This window comes from Streptomyces sp. NPDC107454 (assembly GCF_055582885.1).
Map to the genome: position 1 here is coordinate 338,411 of NZ_JBVJPA010000009.1, position 17,176 is coordinate 355,586.

Sequence of the window (17,176 nt, forward strand, 5' to 3'; positions counted from 1 at the left end):
TTGTTTCCTTGAGGAGAGGAGTCAGGAGAGGGGTCAGGTGAAGAGTCGGAGGAGGGGTCAGGACAAACGCGTCCGGAGTTCGGCTTCGAGGGTTTCGAGGGTGCGGCCCCTGGTCTCGGGGACGTAGCGCTTGACGAAGATGAGCGAGAGGACGCCCGCCGCCACGAAGAGGAAGAAGGTGTTGGAGATCCCGATCCCGTCGACCAGGGACGGGAAGACCAGGCCGATCGCGAAGTTGGTCAGCCACAGCACCACGGCCGCGACGCCCATCCCGAAGCCGCGCATCCGCATCGGGAAGATCTCCGACAGCATCAGCCAGGTCACCGGCGAGATCGCGCCCTGCTGGAAGGCGAGGAAGGTGACGGTCATCGCCAGCACGGCGAACGCCCGGCCCGTGCCTTCCGGCAACGCCAGGGAGAACACGCCGATCAGCAGCAGGGCGGTGGTTGTTCCGATCTGACCGCACATCAGCATGGGCCGACGGTTGACGCGGCCCAGGAGCCAGATGCCGACGAAGGTGGCCAGCACCGAGATCACGCCGTTGGCGATGTTCGCCGTCAGGGCGCTGTCCGCGGTGAAGCCGGCGCCGGTGAGGATCTGAGTGCCGTAGTACATGATCGTGTTGACGCCGGTGATCTGCTGCACGATCGCGACGCCGAAGCCGATGAACATCAGCCTGCGCACCCAAGGGGTGGCCTTCATGTCGCGCCAGCCGCCGAGCTTCTCCTGCTCGTCCTTGACGGCGAGTGCGGACACCTCGCTCAGTTCGGCCCGGGCCCGGGCCTCGGACCTGACCTGCTTGAGCACCTCGAAGGCCTCGTTGAAGCGGCTCTGGGAAGCCAGCCAGCGGGGGCTGTCCGGCATGACCAGCATGCCGAACCAGAGCACGACGGCCGGGACTGTGGCGATCACGAGCATCCAGCGCCAGACACCGCCGGACCCACCGCCCACGTCGGCGATGACGGCGTTGGAGGTGAAGGCGAGCAACTGGCCGCTGACGACCATGAGTTCGTTGCGGGTGACCAGTGCGCCGCGTCGCTCCGCCGGCGAGATCTCCGCGAGGTAGACGGGCACGGTCACCGACGCGCCGCCGACCGCGAGGCCGAGTACGAACCGGGCGACCACCATGACCGCGGTGGTCGGGGCCAGCGTGCAGCCGAGCGCGCCGACGAAGAACAGCACCGCCAGTGTCAGGATGCCGCGCCGCCTGCCGCGCGCGTCCGAGAGCCTGCCGCCGGCCACGGCCCCGAGTGCGGCGCCCAGCAGCAGCGAGCTGGTGACCATGCCCTCGGTGACCGGGGTCAGTCCCAGGTCGTCGGTCATGTAGGGCAGGGCGCCGTTGATGACACCGGTGTCGTAGCCGAAGAGGAGCCCGCCGAAGGTCGCGATGAGGCTGATGACCCGGAGCCGTCGTCGTACCGCGACCGGTGCGTCGTCGATGATCCGGGGCGGAGTGATGGATGCCGTTGCCGTGCCGTCCCTGACGTCCATGGCCGCCGCCTACCGGGTGGTCTTCGGGCGCCGGGTTCCGGAGAGGCCGCAGCCGTCCAGGTGTTCACGTGTGCGTACGGCGATGGGCAGCGGCACACCGGGAGCGCACGGATACAGGTCCTGCTCGACGATCACGAACAACTCGGCGTCAAGTCCCGCGAGTTCGGCCACCACATCGGCCGGGCTCGGCACGCCCTCCGGCGGGGACACGCACACCCCGCGCCGTACGGCCTCGCCGAACGAGAGTTTCTCCGCGGCGACCTGGGCGAGGACTGCCGGGTCCATCTGCTTGATGTGCACATAGCCGACGCGCTCGCCGAAGCGGCGGATCAGGTCCAGGTTGTCACCACCCCCGTATGCCACATGGCCGGTGTCCAGGCAGAGGTTGGTGTACCGGCTGTCGGACTCGCCCAGCAGCCGCTCGATCTCGGGCTGTGTCTGGAGGTGACTGTCGGCGTGCGGGTGGATCACGAGCCGTATGTCGTACTCGTCGAGCAGGAGTCGGCCGAGCCGGTCGGCGGCGCGGCCGAAGCCCGCCCACTGCACGGCGGTCAGCTCGGGCGACTCGGTGAACGCGCCGGTCTTCTCGTCCCGGTACATGGGCGGGATCAGGACCAGATGGTGGGCGCCCGCGGCGGCGGTCAGTGCGGCCACCTGCCGTACGTGCGCGAGCATCTCGTCCCAGGCTTCCGGTCGGTGCAGCGCGCCGAAGGCGGTGCCGCCGGAGACCTGGAGCCCATGGGCGTCGAGTTCGGACTTCAACCGCTGCGGGTCGGTGGGGAGATAGCCGTACGGTCCGAGCTCCAGCCACTCGTAGCCGGCCTGCGCGAGTTCGTCGAGGAAGCGGGTGTACGGGACCTGATGCTTGTCCTCGGGGAACCAGACGCCCCAGGAGTCGGGGGCGGAGCCCAGGCAGAGGTTGCCCGCGGTGGTGCGGAGCGGGGATGGCGCCGGTGCCATGGCGTGTCCTTGGGGGAGGGGGCGGGGGTTTGGCGGCGGTCTTCCGGTGGGTTCTCTCGCGCGCTCTACTAGCGCGCTCTAGTGCGAGTACGATGGCCCCTGTCCAAATGTCATGTCAATAGCTTGTTGCTGGGAGATTTCGCGACTGCCCGTAGGGTGGGCGCCGTCGAAGGGTGGGTACGCAGGTGGACGCATCGGGCAAGCAGCGGCCCACGATGGCGGATGTCGCTGAGAAGGCTGGTGTGTCCCGTGCGCTGGTCTCGATCATCTTCCGGAATCAGCCCGGCGCGAGTCAGGAGACCCGCGAGCGGGTGCTGCGTGTCGCCGACGAGATCGGCTACCGCTTGGACAGCGCGGCCAGGCTCCTGGCCCGCGGCCGCAGTCGCACGCTCGGCGTGATGTTCACCGTCCACCAGACCTTCCACTCGGACCTGATCGAGGGCATCTACCCCGAGGCCGAACGGCTCGGCTACGACGTCGTCCTCTCCGCGAGCTCCCAGGGCCGCAGTGAGGCCAAGGCGGTGGAGGCTCTGCTCAGTCACCGTTGCGAGGCGCTGATCCTGCTGGGTCCCGAGGCGGAGCCCGCGTACCTGGAGGAACTCGGTCACCGTACGGCGACCGTCTCGGTCAGCCGCCGGGTCCCCCGCGCCCGCGTCGACTTCGTGCACAGTGCCGAGGCGAAGGGCATCCGGCAGGCCATGGACCATCTGGTCGAACAGGGCCACCGGCGCATCGTGCACATCGACGGCGGCCGGGGCCCCGGTTCGGCCGAACGCCGTCGCGCCTACCGGGCCGCGATGCGCCACTACGGCTTGGAGCCGGAGATCCGGGTGATCCCCGGCGACCACACCGAGCGGTCGGGCATCGAGACCGGCCGCGTGCTCCTGGCGGAGCGCGACAGCGGACAACCGCTGCCGACGGCGGTCCTCGCCGGCAACGACCGTTGTGCGATGGGCCTGTTGATGGCACTGGCGCGGGCAGGCGTCGACGTTCCACACGACATGTCCGTCATCGGCTACGACGACAGCCATCTCTCCCACCTGATGCCGATCGGCCTGACGACCGTTCGTCAGGACGCGGTCCTGATGGCCGAGCACGCGGTGCGGTTCGCCGTGCAGCGGCTGGAGGACGATGGCCTGGAGCCGCGAGAGGCGGTGCTGGACCCCAAGCTCGTGGTGCGTGGTACGAGCGGGCCGGTTCCGTCGGACGGCCCTGAAGGGTAGGCGAGGTCGGGGCACGGGGCGGCGTCCGCCGCGCGCGGTGACCCGGCGCATGGCAGGGACTTTGGCGTACGCGACGGTGCCTCCCTCGCCGCCGAGGACTGCCCGGCGCGGCGAAGGGAGGCTCGGCCGCTGTGCCCACAGCGCCGGTCGGATGCCGCTATCGCATGCCGTTCTGCGCGAACTCGGCGACGGTGTCTGCGTTCTCCTTGGTGACGAAGGCAGGTCCGGTGAGGACCGGCGCGGTGCCGCCTCCGCTGACGTTCCCGTTGGTCTTGTACAGCCACAGGGCGTCGACGGCCAGGTAACCCTGGAGGTAGGGCTGCTGGTCGACAGCGAACTCGACCGATCCGCTCTGGACGGCCTTCACCAGGTCCTTGTTGAGGTCGAAGGTGGCGATCTTGGCCTTGCCGCCGGCGTCCTGCGCCGACTGCACGGCCGTGAGTGCGAACGGGGCGCCGAGGGTGACCACTTGGTCGATGGAGGAGTCCTGCCGGAGCTTGGCGGTGATCGTCGCCTTCACCGACGGCATGTCGGTGCCATTGACGTACAGGGTGTCCGTCTTGCCGGTGAATCCCTTCTTCAGCCCGGCGCAGCGGGCCTCCAGCGCGACCTGCCCCTGCTCCTGGATGACGCAGAGGGCGTGCTTGGCGCCGAGCCGGCTCAGGCGCGCGCCGAAGGCCTGGCCGGCGATGTTCTCGTCCTGGCCGAAGTACTCGAGCATGCGGAGTCGCTTCCAGTCGTCCAAGCCGGAGTTGAAGCCCACGACCGGTACGCCGGCTGACGCGGCCCTGGCCGCCACCGCCTTCAGCGCGTCGGGCTTGGCGGCGGTGAGCGCGATGCCGTCGACCTTCTGGTCCAGGGCGTTCTGCACGAGGTTGGCCTGGTTGCCCGCGTTGGGGTCGCTGGAGTAGACGAGCTTGACGTTGTCCTTGGCGGCGGCAGCTTGGGCGCCCTTGCGGATCAGGTCCCAGAAGGTGTCGCCCGGGGCAGCGTGGGTGATCAGGGCCACGGTCATGCGTGGGGTGTCGGCCTTGCCCGCGGAAGCGGCCGCGCCGCGTTCCTCGGACTTCTTGCCGCCCGCGCTGCTGGAGCAGCCGGCCGCGATGAGTGTGCAGGTGAGAACGACACCGGCCAAGCCGGCCGCTCGGTGGTTTCTGCGCATGTCCGTTGCGCCTCTCTGGGCTGGTCAGGGTGGGTTTTGGCGGGGCGGGGGGAGGGCGTCGACGCCCGGCGGGCGGGCTTGAGGGCTTGCGATGAAGGGGTGGGACACGCTCGGCCCTGCTCGGCGGCCGCGGTGGGTGTGTGACGGCGGAACGTGGAGCGGTGGGGTGGCGGAGGTCAGGGGTGCGGACCGCCGGCCCTTCGCGACCGGAGACTAGAGCGCTTTATTAGCGCGCTCTAGTGGCACGTACTATGGAGCGCTCTCCAAGTGATGTCAACAGGTTTGTCAGGACGTTCCGACATGTGCCGGTGCCCGGACAGGGCGGGGCGGTGGGCGGCCCTCGGCGGCCGTCGACTTCATGGGAGCCGGCATCGGAGACAGCCGGTGCGCTTGTTGGCCAAGTGGCCGGTCTGGACCGGGACATGAGAGGGCGCGAGCTCGAGGTCGTGCGATTGCCGACCGGTCCGTGGTGACCGGACGAGCGCCGACGCGCCCCTACTTCGCTCTTCAGGGGCTCCTCGTCGGTGCGTGGCCCAGGCCGGAGCTTGGAGTCGGAGGCTCGGCGTCCGCCGCGCCCGCCCGGTCGGCGCTCGGCCGTGCGGCCGTCCCACCCGTCCCGTAGAAGGCGGCAGACCGCAAGAACACCACATGGCTTTGGCCAGATTGGACGTCTGTCGGGTGTTCGAACCCGGCGATACTCAGGGCTGGGCAATCCGCCCCAATCCCCACATCCACCGGAGGTCTCTCATGCCCCAGACCAGCGTTGCCACCACAGCCGTGCTCGATGCCTGGCTGGCGGGCGCCGAGAGCGCGTACGGCCAGTCCAACCCCGCCGGGCCCCTCTACGTCGGCGGCGCCGCCGCCGAGGCCGCGCTCACCGACCCGAGCGACTCCCTCTACGGCTTCTGTTCCAGCCCGAGTGGGTCGCACGGCAGCTGGTGTTGCTGATCGCCTGCGATGACTCCAGGGCCCTTTGCGAAGGGCCTGCCCGCTGAATGCCCTCTCCAGGGCGCGCTTATTGACCGTATCGCCTGCGGAGTACGCCTCTTCGGGGGCGCCCCTGCGGAGTGCGGTTCATAAAGCCGGAGCGTGGGAAACCGCGCACCAAGCCACGACGCGTCCGCACCCGGGAACGCGCCGCAGCCTGCCGAGTCGGTTGCCGCCCGCCCCGCGCGCGTCGGGGATGCGGGGGTTTTCGGCTCGGTCGGTTGCTGCCGGGTGCGGATGGGTCCGGGCTGGTCGCGAAGTTGCCCGCGCTCCCTCGGAACGACCGCAAGAAGTGAGTTCACGGCGGAATGGGGAGGGCGGACGGTGAGCGGATCGACGCCGGAAGGATCGGAATTGCCAGGGAAGCCGGGGGAGCCGGGAGAGCCGGGGAAGCCGGGGAGGCGGGACGAGGCGGAATGGTTCGCCCGACCCGTACGGACCATCGCCCGCCCTTGGCGGGAAGAGCTGGCCCGGCGGCTGGCCTCCATCGACGCCCTGAGCCGGGCAGAACAGGAAGCGGTACTGGAAGCCGGCCACACCGCCCTGCTCAAGTCCCTGCACGCGAAGCTGTCCCGCCTTTTCCTGATCGAACTGCACGCGCTGCGCATGACAGCGGGCGGCGGACGCCACGCCGAGGACGCGGGGGCGGGATCCGACACGCGGACGTGGACCGCGTTCCTGGAGAAGGCCGGGGAGGAGGGCTATCTGGACCGGCTGGCCGGCCGATACCCGAACGTCGGCCCGCGGATCGCCTCGGTGGCGCGGCTGTCGGTGGCGGCGACCGCCGGATTCGCGGGACGGCTCGCCGCGGACCGCGAAGCGCTGTGGCCGCTGCTGGGGGGATCCGCGGGGGAGATGCGAGCCGTCGCGTTCGGGGCGGGCGACACCCATCGGGGCGGCCTGACGGTCAGTCGGGTCGACTTCGCCGGCGGGAGCGTCATGTACAAGCCCCGGCCGTCCGAATCCGACGTGGCGCTGGGCGCGTTGCTGGACGACCTCTACGCGGACTTCCCCGGCGCACCGTCGCCCGACGAGCGCATCCGGGTGCCGCGGACACAAGCACGCGAGGGCTACGGCTGGGCCGAGTTCGTCCGCCACCGCTACTGCGCCGGCGAGGCCGAACTCGCCGCGTTCTACCGGAACGTAGGGCACTGGCTGGCCGTCCTCCGCTTCACCGGCGGCACCGACATGCACGCGGAGAACATGATCGCCGCGGGCCCGGTGCCGGTGATCGTGGACGCCGAGACGCTCTTCGACGCCCCCGCGCCCTTCCCGCCCAGCGGCCGGGGCGACGCGGTGGACGTGGCAGCGGCGGCCATCCGCCGTACGGTGCTGCGCACCGGACTGCTGCCCGTACGCGGCACCGGCTTCGCGCTCGGCGGGGTCGACATCTCCGGAGTCGGGTCGCTGCCCGGCCAACAGCCGCTCATCCCGAACCCGGTGATCGCGGACGCCGGCACCGCGGCGGCCCGTTTCCAGGTGGACCTGGTGGCGATGCCCACCGCGGGCAACCACCCCAGCCCCACTCCCGTGCTGAGCGCGTACTGGGACCGGATTCTGGGAGGCTTCCGCGAGATGACCGCGCACCTGCACCGGCCCGGGACGGATCCCCACCGGCTGCTGCGCCGCTTCGAAGGCGCCCAGGCTCGGCGGATCCTGCGGCCGACGCAGGCGTACGTCGACATCGGCCGGATGCTCTGGCACCCGGCGTCGTTGCACGACGAGGGGGCGGCGGTCGAACGGGCCCGGGACATCCTGCGCCGCAACGCCGAGGTGCTGCCCGGCGCGCCGACCGAGCGTGCGGCCATCGACGGCGAGATCGCGGACCTGTTGGCCGGTGACGTCCCGATGTTCACCTTCACCGTCGACTCGGCCGCCGTACGGACCACCGTGGAGGACTGGCGTACCGCCGACCTGGCGCTGGAGGAGGCTGTGATCCAGGACGCGCTGGTCGGCGCGTACCTCAACGAGCGTTCGCTGCCCACGCGGACGCAGGCCGCCGCCCACGACCCGCACGCCCGGGACAGGGAGCGCCGCCGCCGCGACCTGGCCGCGCAGATGGTACGGCGGCTGTGCGACGGGGCGGTGCGCGGTGAGGACGGTACGGTCACCTGGATCAGCCCCGTCTTCACCCCGGCGGGGTGGTCGATCAGGGTGCTGCCCGCCGACCTCTACACCGGGCAGGGCGGGGTGGCGCTGACGCTCGCGGAGTACGTGAATGAGGCGCGGGCCGGGCGGGCGGAGGAGGTGCCGGGCGTCGCCGAGACGTTCGAGGGGGCGCTGCGGGTCCTGGTCGGTACCGAGGACCGGACACCTACGCCGTCACCCGGGGCGTTCAGCGGTGCCGCGTCGCAGGTGTGGACGTGGCTGGCGCTGCACCGGGTGCTCGGTGAGGACTGGCTGCTGGAGCGGGCCGCCGCGAGGGGCCTGCTGCTCGCGGAGGGCCGACTGGTCGAGGACGACGTCGAGGTGGACCTCCTCAACGGGGCGGCAGGCGCCGTCGTCCCCCTGCTCAACCTGGCCGCGGCGACCGGGCAGGACCGCTGGCTCGGCGCCGCCGCGCACATCGGCCGCCGACTGGCCGGGCTGGCCGCCCTCGACGCGAGCGGCGCCCGCTGGACGACCCGGCTCAACCCCGAGGGCATCGGCGGCTTCGCCCACGGCGCCACCGGCATCGGCTGGGCGCTGACCCGGCTCGCACTCAGCGACGCGGGCTCCGCGGCCGAACGGCGCGACTGGAACCACCTCGCCGAGCGGGCCTTCGCCTATCAGGAGTCCCTCTACCAACCCGAACACGGCAACTGGCTCGACGTCCGCATCGGCGCCGAGGAGGACTTCTTCACCAGCTGGTGCCACGGCAGCGCGGGAGTGGGCATCGGCATGCTCGACCTCCACCGGCGCACGGGCGATCCCGCCCACCTCGACATGGCCCGTCGGGCCGCACATGCCTGCGCCGCCGAGGGCTTCGGCTGGAGCCACACCCTGTGCCACGGCGACCTCGGCCTCTGGGAGTTCCTCACGTCCATGGACTTCGGCGACCCCTCCGACCTCGACGCCGAAATCCTCACCGGCCTCGAGCAACGCGGCCCGGTCGGCGGCCTGGCCCGCGAGGCGTTCTCGCCCAGCCTCATGTCCGGCCTCTCAGGAGTACTTCACACCCTCCTGCGCATGCACCCCTTGGCGACCCTGCCGAATCCCCTCCTCCTCGACTGACCCACCCTCGGCCGTCGTCGCGGAGGTGGTCGCGCTCCGCGACCGACCGGGCGGCCACCGTGGTGAACGCGGCGCCGGACGGGCAGCGTGAACCCCTGGTCGCCTGAGATCGGCGGCCGGGCGGCAGCCCTGCCGACCCCGCGCCGGGCGCCGGTGCGGGGCCGGTTCCGTCGACGCGCGGCCGGCGCGTGCGGGACGCGCGCGGCAGTCTTCCCGGCGCTTTGCCGACAGTTCCTGGCTGCGCTCGCAAGCTGTCCTGGGGCGGTGCACTGTGGAACATGTGGGGACCTGGAATCGGTTTGCCGGCTTCGGCCCGGGGCTGTCGAAGCATGTGCTGCTGGCGCTCCCCGTCCTGCTGATCGTGATGATCACGGTCGTCGACATCGTTGCCCCGGCCGACATCCACCTGGGTCCGCTGCTGGTGATCGCGCCGGCGATCACCGCATCCTTCGCCGGTCCCCGGCTGACCGGGGCGATCGGTGTCCTGGCGCTCGCGGCCGAGGCGGGCATCGCCCTGCACGACGGCATCCTCTTCTCGCGCAACATCATCGTGCAGATGGCCGCCCTCGCCCTGCTGAGCCTTCTGATCGTGGGCTACTCCGTGGTACACGAACGACACGGAAGGCAACTGGCCCAGGTGAGATCGGTCGCCGAGGCCGCACAGCACGTACTGCTGTGGCCGCTGCCCAGCGGGATCGGCCCCCTGCGTACGGCGTCGGTGTATCTGGCCGCAGAGGACGAGGCCGAGATCGGTGGAGACCTGTATGCCATCACGCGTACCGACGACACCACGCGCGTGCTCATCGGAGATGTCCGAGGCAAGGGCTTGGCGGCCATCGGAGAGGCCGCCCTGCTGCTCGGCGCGTTCCGTGAAGCCTCCCATCAACACGGTGACCTCACCGCGCTGACGGACGCGCTGGAACAGAGCATCTCCCGCTACCACCGCGAATTCACCCCGCCGGAGGACGAGGCCGAGGAGCGCTTCGTCACCGCCCTGTTGCTGGAGATCCCCGATGATGTCGCCATCGTCAGGATGACCAGCTGCGGGCACCCCGCGCCCCTGCTGCTCAGCCCGGAACACTCCGTCGCCGCACTGAGGCTGCACCCCGCGCCCCCATTGGGAGTGGGTGTACTGGGTTCATCGCCGCGCCCGCTGGACGTGTTCACCTTCGAAGCCGGGGAAACGCTCCTGCTCTACACCGACGGTGTCATCGAGGCGCGCAATCAGCGCGGTGACTTCTATCCGTTCGCCGCACGAGCCGCCCAGTGGACCGAGTGCGGCCCCGAACCGCTCCTGCGTCACATCCGGCGTGACCTCCTCGCCCACGTCGGTGGACGCCTCGGCGACGACGCCGCGCTCATCGCCCTGCGCCGGGCGCCCACCCACTCCGGCCACCACCTCGCACGGCTCATCCACGCCGAACCCTCCAGCGGGCGGGTGCGGAACTCCCAGGAACGCAGCTCCTGAGAAAGTCCTGGCCTGGTTACCCGTGATTCAGGGCGCGACCGTGATGAACACGAACGCGCGGGCTGCCTCGTAGGACTGGGAGGCACGCATCACGCAGCGGCGGAGTCCTCCCAGGACGACCCCGCGCGCTCCTGGGGCCCTCTTCGAAAGTGGATCAAGGCCGTGCGTGATCATCGCGTCCCGCGGCATGGGAAGACCCGGGGCTTGGTCAGCGGACGACGTCGAGGACGTTCATCTGCAGGCCGTTGGAGTACACGGCGTGCTCGACGAGCTTGAGCTTCTGGGTGTCCTTGTCGGTGGCGGGGAACAGACGCTTGCCCGCGCCGAGCAGCAGCGGGTGGACGAGCAGGTGGTAGCGGTCGATCAGGCCGGCGTCGGCGAGGCTGTGGTTCAGGGCGACGCTGCCGTGGACGATGATCGGGCCTCCGTCGGTCTCCTTGAGGGCGGCGACCTCGTCGAGGGAGCGAAGGATGGTGGTCTCGCCCCAGTTCGAGACGAGCTTGTCCTCAGTGAGGGTGGTGGAGACGACGTACTTCGGCATGGACTTGTAGTGGGTGAACTCGTTCATGTCCGGCCACACCGGGCTGAACGCCTCGTAGCTGGTCCGGCCCATCAGGACAGCGGTGGATTCCTGCTGTTCCCGCCCCTTGATGTCGAACGCCTCGGGGACGAACTCGACGTCCTTGAAGGTCCATCCGGAGTTGCGGTAGCCGGGTTCGCCGCCCGGGGCCTCCATGACGCCGTCGAGCGAGATGAAGGCGGAGCTGATCAGGGTGCGCATGCTGGTTTCCTTAGGTTTCTGGTGCGCGGTCTTCGATTGCCCGCCGCCGCTTCGACCACGTTCGAGACGGCGGCCTCCTGGTGGGGAGTCTTTGCGGGCCGCCCAGGAGGGAGGCCGGTGCGCCGTCGGCGGTACCCGGTGCGCTCGTCGCCCGGACCGGACCACCTCGCCGTCCAGCACCGCTCCAGAATCTCTCCGACAAAAAAAATTGTCAAGGAGACTAATGTTTTCGGTGGATGGATCGGCGACGGGCAGGGCGCGCGTGGGAAGCCGTCGGGCAGTGGGAAACGGCCCGGGAAGTGCCACCGGCGACCTGGGCGGGCCCGCGAGAGTGGCGGCCATAGCCAGGGTTGTTCGACGAGGCGCCGGAGGAAGTCGTCCAGTCGTGGAGCGCCGAACGCGCTCGCGTCGGCCGGCTCGCACATGGGTCGGGGACCCGCGTGCGAGCCGGCTCCCGGAACCGGTCGTCAGCCCGCGGCGGCGGTGAGCGCTTCGAGGGCGCCGGCCTGGGTGCGCCAGTCGGTCTGGTTGGGGCTGGTGCCGGCCCAGCGTTCGCCGAGGGCGTTGAGGGAGCTACGGTCCCGAGCCCACAGCGTGTCGGCCTGCTTGGGCGAGAGCCCCGGCGGTCTCCCTGCCGACGTCGAGCGTTGCGGTGCAGGTGGGACTGGTCAACGCGTGAAGCCTCTGGGTTCCGGAACGTGATCTTCGCAGACCTGTTCCTGCCAGGGGCTTCTCGCGTATCTGATGCCGGGTCAAGCCCGTCTGACTGTCTCGCCAGCCAGGAAGATCGCGGATCTGTCGGACGGGCGGCCTGGCCAATACTCTGAACCCCGTCCGCACTACCTGGGGAGAGTCATGACAAGTAGGTTCACCGAGTTGGCCGTTGACTGCCACGATCCTGAGAGGCTCGCGGCCTTCTGGTGCGAGGTCCTGGACTTCAAGGTGATCGACCGGAGCGAGGGCAAGGTCGAGATCGGCTCCTGGGTGCCGGCCGTCGAGGATGTTCGGGCCCGTCAGATGCCGCCCACCCTGGTGTTCATCCAGGTACCTGAGGGCAAGACCGTGAAGAACCGGCTTCACCTCGACGTCAGCCCGATCGACGGCAGCACCGAGGACGAGGTGACCAGATTACTCGGCCTCGGCGCCACCAGGACGGACGTGGGCCAGGGGTCAGACCGAAACTGGGTGGTCATGGCAGACCCCGAGGTCAACGAGTTCTGCGTCCTACGCACCCTGGCACCGCAGACCTAGGCCGCGGGCACCCGCACCCCGTCACGCACCGCAACCGCTACGTTGCCGAGAAGATCTCAGTGGGTCAGTAGTTGGCCAGTGGTTCTGCGGGCCAGTGGGTCGTCGGGTCAATGCCCCGACACGGCTCCTACTCTGGTGTGACGTGCGACCAGGACCACCGTCGTCAAGGGAGATGCACATGCTCACCAAGCGGGAAGCGGCCGAAGCCGTACGGCAGGCCAAGGTGAAGACCGGGGTCACATGGGCGCAACTGGCCGAAGCGGTCGGCAAGCCGCTGGCCTGGACCACGGCGGCCCTGCTCGGCCAGCACCCGATGGGCAAGGACGAGGCGGCCACAGCGGCGGCACTGCTCGAACTCGGTGACGACGTCGCCCTGGCCTTCCGGCTCCAGCCGACCCGGGGAGCCCTGGATGCGGCCGTACCTGTGGATCCCACGATCTACCGGCTCTACGAGGTGGTCCAGGTGTACGGACCGACCATCAAGGAGCTGATCCATGAGCAGTGCGGCGACGGCATCATGAGCGCGATCAACTTCCGGCTCGATGTCCGGCGTGTTCCCGACCCCGCGGGCGACCGGGTCGTCATCACCCTCGACGGGAAGTACCTGCCTTACCAGTGGTAGTGACTCACTGAGCAGTCGAAGGGGCTTCTCGTGTCAGGCCCAGCGGACGGGGTCGCCGAGCTGGATCGGCCCCGGCCGCAGCACCTGGGCGTAGACGCCGGCGCACGGCTGCGGCCCCATCGAGTCCAACGGGATGACCCGGTTGTGGTCCGCCAGGACCCGGAGGGCGGCGGTGTCCGGGGGCAGGGCGCCGTGCGCCAGGGTGGGTACGGCGCAGCGCGGAGTGCGTGCGATGACGCGCAGTACGAGTTCGGCGCCGATGCGCAGGGCGCGGCCGGTCCAGTCGTTCTCCGCGAAACCCGCGGCAAGAGAGGTACGGATGACGATGTTGGGGCGGTAGCGCTCCACTTCGGCGGTGCCGGTCGGGGCCAGGGCCGCGATCCGGGCGACCGTTGAGGTCGTGAGCAGATGCACGGGTGCGTAGTCGAAGAACGTGCCCTCCGGAGAACCGCCGCCCAGTCGTCCCTCCCGCGCACTCACCGGGGGCTGCGAGGCGTCACGCAGTACATCCTCGGGGTCGGCACGGTCGAGCGTTGCCTCGTGCGGAGGGGTGTCGGTGAGGCGGACGCGGCGGCCGACGATCTCCGACAGCATCTCGTCGACGTTGGGTCCGGTCGACCACAGCGCCTTGCCTTCCGCAGTGCTGATGCGTACCGCGCCATCCTCGGCCCGTGCCGTCAACGTGAGCAGCCGACGCCAGAGACGGGGGTGCTTGGCGCTGGCGACCTTGCCGGTGTCCCGGTCGGTCAGGGCGAAGCGCCGGTCGTGGGCGAGGCCCCGCTCGGTGACGTCGACCGTGGAGAGATCCTCGCCGAGGATCGACTTCACCGGGTAGCGGATGAGCCGGCCCACCGTTCCCAGCTTGCCTGCTTCCTCCGACGTCACCGTGCAAAGTATCGAGGTCCGTACAGCGAGCGGCAAGGGCTTTCCCGCGCCTGCCGGTGCGGTGCCCGCCTGTCTCCGCAGACGCCATCTGGATGGTCGATCAGAGTTCGCGCGTACGATGTGATCCCGCTGTTCAGGGTGGCATCTGCGGAGTTGGAAGGGGTCGGCCGTGGCTGTTCTGGTGGTGCAGCACGTGGCGGAGGAGGGCCCGTACGAGATCGGCACCTCCCTGGGGGCAGCCGGGCTCGCGCTGCGGGTGTGCCGGGTGTGGGCAGGCGACCCGCTTCCCGAGGATCTGAACGGGGCCGAGGCGCTGGTGGTGCTGGGCGGCCCGATGTCCGCGTACAGCGACGACGGTTTCCCCACACGCACGGCGGAGTTGGGCCTGCTGCGTGCGGCGCTGGATGCTCAGGTGCCGGTGCTCGGCGTGTGTCTGGGCGCTCAGCTGCTGGCGGTGGCGGCGGGAGGAACGGCCCGGCCCGGGACCGGACTCCAGGTGGGATGGGCGCCGGTGCGGATGGGGTCCGCCGCCGGGGACCCGCTGTTCGCCGGGATCCCGGAGCGGCTGCGGGTGCTGCACCGGCACGGTGACACCTTGGATCCGCCCGCCGGGGCGGTGGTGTTGGCCTCCTGCGCCCGCTGTCCGGTGCAGGCGTTCCGGGTGGGCGCGGCGGCGTGGGGACTGCAGTTCCACCTGGAGGTCGACGCCGCCGCGGTCGACGCCTTCGCGACCGCCTTCCCGGATGACGCGGCAGCCGTGCCGGGCCTGCGCGAGGACGCGCTCGAAGAGCTGGCGGCCCTCGCGCCCCACCGGGCCCGGGTACTGGGCCGGTTCGCCGCGCTGGTGGCGGCCCGCGCCGGCTACACATCGACCCGTACGTTCTTCACGCCGAGGGCCGAGACCTGGGAGGAGCGCTTCGCGGCCGACGGACCCGTCTACGCGGCTGCCGTCGCCCGGATGGGGATCGGCGCGGGGCAGACGGTGGTCGACCTGGGGTGCGGCACCGGACGGGCGCTGCCCGCGCTGCGGGCGGGAGTCGGAGACAAGGGTGTGGTGCTCGGGGTGGACGTCACCGCGGCGATGCTCGATGCCGCCGCCCGGCACGGCCGCGATGAGCTCGCGGCGTTGCTGCTCGCCGACGCCTGTCACCTGCCCCTGCCGTCCGGCTCGGTGGACGGCATTTTCAGCGCCGGACTCATCAACCACCTGCCCGAACCCGCCCCCGCGCTGGGGGAATGGGCCAGGGTGACCGCGCCGGGCGGCACTCTCCTGCTCTTCCACCCCTCGGGCCGCGTCGAACGCGCAGCCCGGCACGGCCGACCCCTGGACCCCGACGACCCGCTGGCCGAGACCAACCTGCGGCCCGCGCTGGACGCGGCCGGCTGGCGGCTGGCCCACTACGAGGACGCGCGGCACCACTTCCTGGCCCGTGCCGTAAGGGTCGGCTGAGTTCCTCGGCTCAGCGCGGCACAGCGGGCGGCGTGATCGAGCCCGCAGCGGGTAGTGCGCCGCAGTGCCTGGCAGATGGACCAGGAATCTCCCGGGCGTCCGGTCCAGAATCTCCCGGGCGCCGTCATGGGCACCCGCTCCTCACTGACCCGGCGAGGCAGGCGTGAGCGACTTGGTGCGTGGCGGCAACCTCCGGCGCCACGGGGGGTAAAACGACGGCGACACGGTGGACACATGACCGTACTTGCCGCAGCCCCGGTGACTTCCTGCCGCGATGTGCCGTGGTCGCGGGCACGCGAACTGGCACATGCGGCCCCCCTGCCCCTGCCCGCCCGGCAGGTGGCGCTCACCTGGGCCGCCGGGCTGACGCTGGCCGAGGACCTGTGCGCCCGGCAGCCACTGCCGGCCTTCGACACCGCGGCCATGGACGGCTACGCCGTCGCCGGCCCCGGCCCGTGGCGGCTGTCGGCCGGGACGGTGCGCGCGGGTGCCACGGAGGTGCCCACGGTACTGGCCGAGGGCGAGGCGGTGGAGATCTCCACCGGCGCGCAGGTGCCCCGCGGCGCCCGGGCGTTGCTGCCGCTGGAGCACGCGGTACGGGCCGGGGCGACGGTACGCGGCCCGGTGCCGGCTCCGGGGAAACACATCCGCCTGGTGGGCGAGGACGCCCCAGCGGGCGCGTGCCTGGTGCCGGCAGGGACGTGGGTCGGTCCCGCCCTGCTCGGTCTGGCCGCCGCCTGCGGCCACGACACGCTGCCGGTACGGCCCAGGCCTCGCGTGCGGATCCTGGTCACCGGCGACGAACTGATCCCTTCCGGGCGGCCGGCCCCCGGCCAGGTACGCGACGCGCTGGGCCCGCTGCTGCCGCCGCTGGTGCACACGCTCGGCGGCGAGGTCACCGACGTACGTCCCGTGCCGGACCACCCTGTCGGGTCATTGGCCACGGTCGTGCTCACCACGTCGTACGACTCCGACGTGATCGTGGTGACCGGTTCCACCTCGGTCGGCGTCACCGACCAGCTGAGGAGGCTGCTGGCCGAGCACGGAGCCCGGTGGGTGGTGGACGCGGTCGCCGTCCGCCCGGGCCATCCTCAACTGCTCGCCCAACTTCCCGACCGGCGCTGGATCGTGGGCCTTCCCGGCAATCCGTACGCGGCACTGACCGCCGCCCACACCCTGCTCGCCCCACTCCTCGCGGGCCTGACCGGGCGCCCTCTGCGGGCCCTGCCCCGCATCCCGCTGAGTGGTGACATCACGACCGCCCCTGGCCGTACCCGGCTGATCCCCGTCACCTGGGACGGCGCCACCGCCCGCCCCGTCGGCGGACAACGGCCCGCGTTCCTGCACGGCGCAGCCCTCGCCGACGCGCTCGCCGCCGTACCACCGGACTGGCGGCCCCACACCCCGGTGACCCTGCTTCCACTGACGGGATGAGGGGCACCTCACGCCGCGGCGCCGGTCAGCCCTCGACCGCGCGGCGAGGCGTGCCGTCGGCCGGGCGGCGCGGTGTTGCCCCGTCCGTATCCGGTACCCAGGGTCGACAGCGCATGACTGAGGGCCGACCGGAGCGGCCCGTCCTCGCCCACGGCGCACGACCGACTGACGGAGGTCGATGTCCCGACCGCACCGCAGGCTCCGCTACGACCGTGAGCCGGGCCTGGACTGGTCCTGGCAGCGGCTGCG

General features: G+C 71.0%; 13 protein-coding genes. 8 read left to right on the forward strand and 5 right to left on the reverse strand.

The window, feature by feature from the left end; translation table 11 throughout:
- Positions 1-57: 57 nt before the first annotated feature.
- Positions 58-1,491, reverse strand: coding sequence for a sugar porter family MFS transporter (locus tag ACZ69M_RS24885; RefSeq protein ID WP_470052971.1), 1,434 nt, complete (start codon positions 1,489-1,491; stop codon positions 58-60).
- Positions 1,492-1,500: 9 nt separating this feature from the next.
- Positions 1,501-2,451 carry a TIM barrel protein gene (locus ACZ69M_RS24890; protein ID WP_470052973.1) on the reverse strand — a complete coding sequence of 317 codons (951 nt, stop codon included), beginning with the start codon at positions 2,449-2,451 and terminating at the stop codon, positions 1,501-1,503.
- Positions 2,452-2,666: 215 nt separating this feature from the next.
- On the opposite strand from ACZ69M_RS24890, the gene ACZ69M_RS24895 reads away from it, so the two are divergent.
- Positions 2,667-3,674 carry a LacI family DNA-binding transcriptional regulator gene (locus ACZ69M_RS24895; protein ID WP_470052976.1) on the forward strand — a complete coding sequence of 336 codons (1,008 nt, stop codon included), beginning with the start codon at positions 2,667-2,669 and terminating at the stop codon, positions 3,672-3,674.
- Positions 3,675-3,831: 157 nt separating this feature from the next.
- Here ACZ69M_RS24895 and ACZ69M_RS24900 read toward each other — a convergent pair whose 3' ends face one another.
- Entirely contained in the window at positions 3,832-4,836 is a 1,005-nt protein-coding gene (locus tag ACZ69M_RS24900; protein ID WP_470052978.1) for a substrate-binding domain-containing protein, read from the reverse strand.
- 747 nt (positions 4,837-5,583) lie between these two features.
- Between ACZ69M_RS24900 and ACZ69M_RS24905 the strand changes: the two genes are divergently transcribed.
- From ACZ69M_RS24905 to ACZ69M_RS24915, 3 genes are all read left to right on the forward strand, one after another.
- Positions 5,584-5,784 carry a DUF6229 family protein gene (locus ACZ69M_RS24905; RefSeq protein ID WP_352047503.1) on the forward strand — a complete coding sequence of 67 codons (201 nt, stop codon included), beginning with the start codon at positions 5,584-5,586 and terminating at the stop codon, positions 5,782-5,784.
- 393 nt (positions 5,785-6,177) lie between these two features.
- The gene (locus tag ACZ69M_RS24910) at positions 6,178-9,036 is read left to right on the forward strand and encodes a type 2 lanthipeptide synthetase LanM family protein (RefSeq protein WP_470052981.1); all 2,859 of its coding nucleotides are present in this window, start codon (positions 6,178-6,180) and stop codon (positions 9,034-9,036) included.
- Positions 9,037-9,400: 364 nt separating this feature from the next.
- The gene (locus tag ACZ69M_RS24915) at positions 9,401-10,504 is read left to right on the forward strand and encodes a PP2C family protein-serine/threonine phosphatase (protein WP_470053199.1); all 1,104 of its coding nucleotides are present in this window, start codon (positions 9,401-9,403) and stop codon (positions 10,502-10,504) included.
- A 208-nt stretch (positions 10,505-10,712) separates the two neighbouring features.
- Here the strand turns inward: ACZ69M_RS24915 and ACZ69M_RS24920 are convergent, their stop codons facing one another.
- A complete protein-coding gene (locus ACZ69M_RS24920; RefSeq protein ID WP_470052982.1) occupies positions 10,713-11,285 on the reverse strand; it encodes a dihydrofolate reductase family protein in 573 nt (190 codons plus the stop codon).
- Between the two features lie 855 nt (positions 11,286-12,140).
- Here ACZ69M_RS24920 and ACZ69M_RS24925 point away from each other — a divergent pair.
- The gene (locus tag ACZ69M_RS24925; protein WP_470052984.1) at positions 12,141-12,536 is read left to right on the forward strand and encodes a VOC family protein; all 396 of its coding nucleotides are present in this window, start codon (positions 12,141-12,143) and stop codon (positions 12,534-12,536) included.
- A gap of 178 nt (positions 12,537-12,714) precedes the next feature.
- A complete protein-coding gene (cynS, locus tag ACZ69M_RS24930; RefSeq protein WP_470052986.1) occupies positions 12,715-13,158 on the forward strand; it encodes a cyanase in 444 nt (147 codons plus the stop codon).
- A 33-nt stretch (positions 13,159-13,191) separates the two neighbouring features.
- Here the strand turns inward: cynS and ACZ69M_RS24935 are convergent, their stop codons facing one another.
- Positions 13,192-14,043 carry an MOSC domain-containing protein gene (locus ACZ69M_RS24935; RefSeq protein ID WP_470052988.1) on the reverse strand — a complete coding sequence of 284 codons (852 nt, stop codon included), beginning with the start codon at positions 14,041-14,043 and terminating at the stop codon, positions 13,192-13,194.
- 169 nt (positions 14,044-14,212) lie between these two features.
- Between ACZ69M_RS24935 and ACZ69M_RS24940 the strand changes: the two genes are divergently transcribed.
- Together ACZ69M_RS24940 and ACZ69M_RS24945 are read left to right on the forward strand one after the other, a co-directional pair.
- Positions 14,213-15,493: a methyltransferase domain-containing protein gene (locus ACZ69M_RS24940; protein WP_470052989.1), complete on the forward strand. Its 1,281-nt coding sequence runs from the start codon at positions 14,213-14,215 to the stop codon at positions 15,491-15,493.
- A 234-nt stretch (positions 15,494-15,727) separates the two neighbouring features.
- Complete coding sequence (locus ACZ69M_RS24945; protein ID WP_470052991.1) at positions 15,728-16,927, forward strand: molybdopterin molybdotransferase MoeA; 1,200 nt, start codon at positions 15,728-15,730, stop codon at positions 16,925-16,927.
- Positions 16,928-17,176 lie beyond the last annotated feature (249 nt).

What these genes read in the sequence shown, in the direction of transcription:
- ACZ69M_RS24900 (WP_470052978.1), bottom strand. Translation starts at nt 4,836, where the DNA reads ATGCGCAGAAACCACCGAGCGGCCGGCTTGGCCGGTGTCGTTCTCACC.
- cynS (WP_470052986.1), top strand. Translation starts at nt 12,715, where the DNA reads ATGCTCACCAAGCGGGAAGCGGCCGAAGCCGTACGGCAGGCCAAGGTG.
- ACZ69M_RS24915 (WP_470053199.1), top strand. Translation starts at nt 9,401, where the DNA reads ATGATCACGGTCGTCGACATCGTTGCCCCGGCCGACATCCACCTGGGT.
- ACZ69M_RS24895 (WP_470052976.1), top strand. Translation starts at nt 2,667, where the DNA reads ATGGCGGATGTCGCTGAGAAGGCTGGTGTGTCCCGTGCGCTGGTCTCG.
- ACZ69M_RS24920 (WP_470052982.1), bottom strand. Translation starts at nt 11,285, where the DNA reads ATGCGCACCCTGATCAGCTCCGCCTTCATCTCGCTCGACGGCGTCATG.
- ACZ69M_RS24890 (WP_470052973.1), bottom strand. Translation starts at nt 2,451, where the DNA reads ATGGCACCGGCGCCATCCCCGCTCCGCACCACCGCGGGCAACCTCTGC.
- ACZ69M_RS24925 (WP_470052984.1), top strand. Translation starts at nt 12,141, where the DNA reads ATGACAAGTAGGTTCACCGAGTTGGCCGTTGACTGCCACGATCCTGAG.
- ACZ69M_RS24905 (WP_352047503.1), top strand. Translation starts at nt 5,584, where the DNA reads ATGCCCCAGACCAGCGTTGCCACCACAGCCGTGCTCGATGCCTGGCTG.
- ACZ69M_RS24885 (WP_470052971.1), bottom strand. Translation starts at nt 1,491, where the DNA reads ATGGACGTCAGGGACGGCACGGCAACGGCATCCATCACTCCGCCCCGG.
- ACZ69M_RS24945 (WP_470052991.1), top strand. Translation starts at nt 15,728, where the DNA reads ATGACCGTACTTGCCGCAGCCCCGGTGACTTCCTGCCGCGATGTGCCG.